Source organism: Streptomyces sp. H27-H5, from assembly GCF_026627505.1.
GTDB lineage: Bacteria > Actinomycetota > Actinomycetes > Streptomycetales > Streptomycetaceae > Streptomyces.
In genome coordinates this window covers 1-6,088 of sequence record NZ_JAPNLK010000195.1, presented here as the reverse complement: position 1 = coordinate 6,088, position 6,088 = coordinate 1, and the positions used below count along the sequence as shown (strand labels likewise).

Below are 6,088 nucleotides of genomic sequence, written 5' to 3'. Positions count from 1 at the left end.
AGAAAGAACCTCGGAGAACCCGCCACCGGGACGGCCACCCGGGATACCGGCCTGCCCGAATCCGGAAACCCACCACAAAAGCAATCACACCGCGTGATCAAAGATCACGCGGTGGATCGAGGATGAGGGCAAGAGCCAGAGCAACGAGATCCGCCGCGCCACCCGAAACGTCCAACCCATCCTCATGAGGAAAGAACAAGATCCTCATGTGCCACACCCCCTTCGCTTCCACAACGCCAAACTCCACGATCAACGCTTTGCCCCTGGTCAACCAGGCTTCCCTGGCTCAACGCGAGCCCCATGGACGTTACTCACCGCTTGACGAAACCCATAGGGGCCCCCGGCGACGGCTGCTCTGGAGGGGGCGCCAGTGGGTCACTGCTCCTTGCAGATGGTGGGGTCGGGGCTCGGCCGGGGCAGGCCGAGGGCGTTCAGACGATCGTGGCAGGCGTCGTCGTAGGCGCGGCCGCGCTCGACGCCGTCTAGCGTGCGAGCCGCCGAAGCGGGCCCCTGGCAATGTCACGAGGCTCAAGCTGTTCGATTCCGGGGTTCACGCAGGCGCCTCCCGAAGTGGTGAGCACCTGCTGTCGGCTCTCGGGCTCTGTGACTCACCTCTCCAGCGGCCCGCACGCCTGTCTGTCGAACGGGTCACGAACCGGAGCGCCCCCTCCTTAATAGAGCAAACGTACGATTCGAGGGATACTGACGAGACCGCCTTCCCTGAGGACCTCCTCCAGCTCCAGGAGCGCGTCCACCGCGCCCACGCCGAACACCACGCCTACCTCGCCGACCTGCTTCGGAGCGTGGAACCCCAAACCGGGCGGGCGCGCGGGGGCGGTTCTCCCACCGCGGTGACGTTCCCGACAGCCCCGGCTGGAGCGACGGGCAGAAGGAGACGGTCGACCGGATGTGGGCCGAGATGTCGGAGCTTTCCATCGCCGTCGCCGGCCACCCCCACAGGGGTCCATCTCCCGCGAGCAGGTGGTGGACGCCTGGATGCGGCTCAAGAAGCCCTCGCCCGCGCAGACGAAAGGATCAGCGTAGTTCGGGCAGCCGAATGAACAGCGCGCTCACCGGCTAGCGCCGGTGGAACCGCCCCGGTGGTGGATCGAGTACGGCATCGGCTCCGGCCGACGCGCGTCCACACTGGCGCCTGCAAAGCCGCCAGCCGCGGCCGCGCCGTCACCCGCAAAATGATCCTGGAGGTACTGCGCACCATGCCGTCGGTCATTGCGTGCCCGCTGTGCCTCCCAGACAGCGAGCTGAGGCTGCTGGACAGTTGCCCAACCGAACCCGTCGACGAGGCCTGACAACTATGGGAGCACAGGACGGGCCGGCAGATTCAAACGGCCGCTCTGAGCGGACTGCGTCGGAGAAGTCGTGGGTGCTGCCGTTGGTGCGATCGAGATGGACACCTTCCGCCGGCAGCACGGCCAGGCACTTTCTGGTCTGCCCGACCACAGCCCGCCTGGACATTGCTGGATGGCCGGCTGGTGTCCGTTAGCTCGGGGTGTCGAAGACATCGGACGTGGCCAGGAGGAAGCTCCCGGCCTGGGCCTCAGGCCCCGCCCCCTCTGCGGCCCCGCACCTGGCGCTCTGGTTTCGGGACCGCAGTACGTCTGCGATAGGTCGTGTATCGAGGATGGATTCGGGACCCTCCGGACGCTCATGTGAGCGAGGCCCGGTGACGGCGCCTGTCGCGCGGTTCCCGGCGCGATCAGGTAATCAGGAAACTGTGAACAAGGACGCGACCGACCCCTTCGTGCATGTCCGGGGCGCCAGTGAGAACAACCTGCGAAACATCGATGTCGACATTCCGCGGGACGCAATGGTCGCCTTCACCGGCGTCTCCGGTTCGGGCAAGTCCTCGCTCGCTTTCGGCACGCTCTACGCTGAGGCCCAGCGGCGCTACTTCGAGTCCGTAGCACCGTACGCCCGAAGGCTGTTGCACCAGGTCGGCGCACCGCACGTGCAGGAAATCACCGGACTGCCACCGGCCGTGGCCTTGCAGCAGCGACGCGGGTCGCCCAGCTCGCGCTCGACGGTCGGCACCCTCACCACGCTGTCCAATCTGCTGCGCATGCTGTACTCCCGCGCCGGCACCTATCCGCCCCGGGCCGCACGGCTGGAAGCCGAGTCGTTCTCACCCAACACCGCGGCCGGCGCCTGCCCGGAGTGCCACGGACTGGGCGTCGTGCACGACGTCGCCGAAGACCTGCTCGTCCCGGACCCCTCGCTGAGCATCCGCGAGGGGGCGATCGCCGCCTGGCAGGGCGCCAATCTGCGCAGTGTCGTGAACGGCCTGGGGATCGACATCGACCGGCCGTGGCGCAGGCTCAGGAAGAAGGACCGGGACTGGCTGCTGTACGCGGACGAGCAGCCCTCCGTGTACATCGAGCCGGAGGAGGATCGCGTCGACTACGGCTATCAGGGCAAGTTTTGGAGCGCCCGCAAGCACGTCATGCACGTCCTCGCCGACTCCAAGAGCGAGAAGATGCGCGAACGGGCGCTCCGGTTCGTCAGGAGTGTGCCCTGCCCGGAGTGTCACGGCAGCGGACTGCGGCCCGAGGCGCTCGCCGTGACCTTCGCCGGACGTTCCATCGCCGAAATCAACGCGAAGCCGCTGACCGAGGTCGTGGCGCTGCTGCGGCCCGTCGCGGGGCGGTCCGAGGCCGACGCCACCACGTCGACCGCCCGATCCGGGGAGACGACCGAGGTCGCGGTTCGGATCTGCGGCGATCTGGTCGCGCGGGTCGACGTACTGCTCGACCTGGGCCTCGGATATCTCAGCCTCGGGCGCCGCTCGACGACCCTTTCGCCCGGCGAGGCGCAGCGCCTGCGGATCGCCACTCAGCTGCGCTCGGGGCTGTTCGGCGTCGTCTACGTCCTCGACGAACCCTCCGCGGGCCTGCACCCGGCTGACGCGGAACCGCTGCTGGACGTGCTGGACCGCCTCAAGGCGGCGGGCAACTCGCTGTTCGTCGTGGAGCACGACATGGACGTCGTACGGCGGGCGGACTGGGTGGTCGACATCGGCCCCGGCGCGGGCGAGGGCGGCGGGCGCGTGCTGTACAGCGGCCCGGTCGCCGGTCTTGAGTGGGTGGGGGAGTCGGCCACGAGCCGGCACTTGTTCGGGCGTGCCGAGCCGCTCGATCACCGCCCGCGCATGCCGCACGGCTGGCTGCACCTGAGCGGCGTCTCCCGGCACAATCTGCACGACGTGTCCGTCGACGTGCCACTCTGCGTACTGACGGCGGTGACGGGCGTGTCCGGTTCCGGGAAGTCGACGCTGGTGACGCAGGTGCTCGCCGAGGTCGTCCGCAGCCACCTCGGACTCGTACCCGAGGAGCCCGACGAGGCGCGGCTGGAGGTCGATGTCCAGGACGCGTCGGGGGTTGAGTCGTTCGACCGGCTGGTCCGGGTCGATCAACGGCCCATCGGCCGAACTCCCCGGTCCAACCTGGCCACGTACACGGGGATGTTCGACGCGGTGCGCAAGCTGTACGCGGCGACAGACGAGGCCAGGGCGCGCGGCTACTCGGCCGGGCGGTTCTCCTTCAACGTGCCCGAAGGGCGGTGCGAGACCTGTCAGGGCGAAGGATTCGTCGCGGTGGAACTGCTCTTCCTGCCTGGCACCTACGCGCCGTGCCCGACCTGCCAGGGTGCCCGGTACAACGCCGAAACGCTGGAAGTCACCTACCGCGGCAAGAACATCGCGGAAGTGCTGGGGCTCTCCGTCGACGCCGCGGCCACGTTCTTGTCCGCCGTCCCGGCCGCCTCACGCAGTCTGGAGACGTTGCGCGAGGTGGGACTGGGGTACCTGCGGCTGGGGCAGCCCGCGACGGAGCTCAGCGGTGGTGAGGCGCAACGCATCAAACTGGCCACCGAACTGCAACGAGCCCGCCGCGGCCACGCGCTCTACTTGCTCGACGAGCCGACGGCGGGGCTGCACCCCTCGGACGTCGCGCTGCTGCTGCGACAGCTGCACCGGCTCGTCGACGCCGGCAACACGGTCGTCCTCGTCGAGCACGATCTGGACACGATCGCCACCGCCGACTGGGTCATCGACCTTGGGCCGGGCGGCGGTGACGCGGGCGGGCGGGTGGTCGCGGCGGGCCCGCCGGCCAAGGTGGCGAGGGCCCGCCGCAGTGCCACCGCGCCCTATCTCGCGGCCCGGCTCGCGCGCTCCTGACGACGGCGCGAGGGGCGCTGAGCACCAGTCAGCCGGGTTCGGGGTGCAGGGTCGCGCGCGTCGCCATGCAGTGTTCCGGCTTGTGGCGGATATCGCTCGCGAGGTGTCCCGTCTGGGCCCGGTTCGGCGACGTGGCGCATCTTGATGTCGATGTGCTGGGAGATCTCCCGTAGGACGGCCCGGCCGGCTTCGGCGCGTAGGCCGGCCGGTGTGACGATGGTGCCGATCGCCCCACTGGCGGGCCGGGCCCCGGCCGCATGCTGGTGGGCGCGGCAGCCCGTGGAGTCGACGCTCAGGTCCCACGTGATCGCACCTTTCGCGTCGGCCAGAGACTGGAGCCGGGTGAATTCGGCGCCAGGTGCCGCCGTTCCCCTGTCGCCGGCGAAACAGGTCGTAGACCGCTCGCCACATCGCAGTCGTGCAGGTCGCACCCAGGGAGACCGTGGGGCGTCCGATGAAGCTACGACGACTTCGTGGACGGCCTGCGCCGCGCCTTCGAGGAACTGCGACCGGGCGACCCGGCGGACGAGGCTACGACCCTGGTTCCGCTCTCTTCCGAGCAGGCGGCCTCGGACCTGGCCGACCAGATCCGTGAGACCGTGGACCAAGGGGCCGAGCTGGTGACCGGCGGCCACCGCATCGATCGCCCGGGCGCCTTCGTCGAACCGACGATCATCACCGGCGTCAAGCCGGGCATGCGCGCCTATGCCGAAAAACTCTTCGGCCCGGCCGCAGTGGTCTACCGGGTCGCAGACGAAGACGAGGCCGTCGCCCTGGCCAACGACAGCCCGCACGGTCTCGGCGGCTCCGTGTTCGGCGCGGACCTCGAACGGGCGCGGCGGGTGGCCCAGCGTGTGGAGACCGGCATGGTCTGGGTCAACCACCCCGATACGCGCAGGACAACCAGAGCCGGTGTTGGAGTCTGTTCGGGTGGGTAGCTCCTTCAGGCCAATCCGGCTGCGATTCCGCATGGTCCTCTTGCCGGTGAGCAGGAGAGATGGAACGAGTTGCCTACCCCCTTGGAGGGCAAGCACGATGGCAGACGACGTACGGCCGGGGAATGGGTCCGCGGCGGGCATGTCCGAGGGTGAACAGATCGCCGCGGCGCTGAACAGTCTTCCTTCCCCCATGGTGGTGGCCCTGAAGCAGTTGATGGTCTCGTTCGGGTTTCCTGCGACGGCTACCGTCAACGAGATGCCTCCAGGCGCTGCGCCCGCGCTGACCGCGATCGCGGACGCGTTCCACGGAGGCAGCTCGCGCGGGCAAGGGGTGGGCTCGCCGGGCGGCGGAACCCCGCCCTTCCCGAACACGCCACCGCTTCCTCCGCCCCCGCCCGGGGTGATCACCGGCTAGCCGCTGCCCGGACAGGCTCCCTGCCCCGCGACGTGCTGCGTCAGGCCGTAGGGCCTCTGGGACGCCCCGTCGCCCGCGCCCGGGCTCCACCTGACTGGAGACACGAGAACCCGATGCGTTGGTCGACGACTTCGGGAGTGGCTTCGGGTGCCGCTTCCATGATCGATGTCGATGGGTTCGGGAGTCCTCATGCGGTCGGACGCGTCGCGCGGTTTGTCTCAGGGCTGTCGTGCCGCCGAAGTGGAGCGACGGTTGGCCGCGATCCGGGCACTTGCCGCTCCTCTTGATCGTTGCGAGGGTTGTGATCGAACTCAAGCGTGTCATAGCGACCCTCGCAGTTGCCCTTGTCGGCGCCGCGACGGTGCGCCCCGCTGCTGCCCGAGAACCGGAGCTGCTTCACGCGATGATCACGACCACTGAGCCTGGATCCACCGCGTAGTGGTCGGGCTGTGGATGGAGAAATCAGAAGAGGTGCCCGCTGACCTGGGATGATGGGAGTTTCTACGCTTCCATCAGACCCGAGCAAGAGGGCACCTCGTAAGT

Annotated in this window: 2 protein-coding genes and 2 pseudogenes; 3 read left to right on the top strand and 1 reads right to left on the bottom strand. The window is 68.9% G+C overall.

Features of this window, described 5'->3' with window-relative positions; genetic code table 11:
- Positions 1 to 1,100 precede the first annotated feature (1,100 nt).
- A complete protein-coding gene (locus OTB19_RS43890) occupies positions 1,101 to 1,310 on the top strand; it encodes a DUF6233 domain-containing protein (RefSeq protein WP_420717019.1) in 210 nt (69 codons plus the stop codon).
- Positions 1,311 to 1,735: 425 nt separating this feature from the next.
- Complete coding sequence (gene uvrA, locus OTB19_RS41180) at positions 1,736 to 4,192, top strand: excinuclease ABC subunit UvrA (RefSeq protein ID WP_267803988.1); 2,457 nt, start codon at positions 1,736 to 1,738, stop codon at positions 4,190 to 4,192.
- Between the two features lie 221 nt (positions 4,193 to 4,413).
- On the opposite strand, the pseudogene OTB19_RS41175 reads toward uvrA, so the two are convergent.
- Positions 4,414 to 4,555, bottom strand: a pseudogene (locus tag OTB19_RS41175) (IS5/IS1182 family transposase); the annotation flags it as partial.
- Between the two features lie 98 nt (positions 4,556 to 4,653).
- Between OTB19_RS41175 and OTB19_RS41170 the strand changes: the two are divergent.
- Positions 4,654 to 5,127, top strand: a pseudogene (locus OTB19_RS41170) (aldehyde dehydrogenase family protein); the annotation flags it as partial.
- Between the last annotated feature and the right edge of the window lie 961 nt (positions 5,128 to 6,088).